Below are 564 nucleotides of genomic sequence, written 5' to 3' on the forward strand. Positions count from 1 at the left end.
GACTCAACAGAGATGCGATCCAAGACGTCGGCCGGTGCCAGAAGGCCGGCTCACGCATTGGCGGCTCCCATCTCGAGCCGCAACTGCAACAGATAGGGCTCGAGAGCGGTCACCGTGCGCTCCAGCGCACCACCAAGCTGTTCGACGACGCGCTCGGAGGCGGCGAGCGAGGTGTCGCGTGCGGCGGGATCGGCAAGGAACTGGCCGAGCTGCTTGACCAGCGCGTCCCGGTCATCGGCAAGCCGCGCGCCGCCGCCGCGATCGAGCGCATCATAGACGTCGGTGAAATTGAACACGTGCGGGCCGTGCACGATCGCAGCGCCAAGCTTGATCGCCTCGATCGGATTCTGGCCGCCATGCGGGACCAGCGAGCCGCCCATGAACACGATCGGCGCGAGGCGGTAGAACAGGCCGAGCTCGCCCATGGTGTCGGCGACATAGATATCCGTCGTCGCGACCGGCAGGTCCTCGTGCGAGCGCAGACTGGGGCGCAGGCCGGCAGCCGTCACGAGCTGTGCGACCGCCTCACCGCGATGGGCGTGCCGCGGCACGATCACCGTGAGC

At 68.1% G+C, this 564-nt stretch carries 1 protein-coding gene; it reads right to left on the minus strand.

The window, feature by feature from the left end:
• Positions 1 to 50: 50 nt before the first annotated feature.
• Positions 51 to 564, minus strand: a 514-nt coding sequence (locus NS334_RS16900) for a 3-deoxy-D-manno-octulosonic acid transferase (RefSeq protein ID WP_206542722.1), incomplete at its 5' end; no start/stop codon positions are given.

Origin of the sequence: Sphingomonas endophytica (assembly GCF_001476895.1) — a bacterium.
In the GTDB taxonomy this organism is placed as follows: domain Bacteria; phylum Pseudomonadota; class Alphaproteobacteria; order Sphingomonadales; family Sphingomonadaceae; genus Sphingomonas; species Sphingomonas endophytica_A.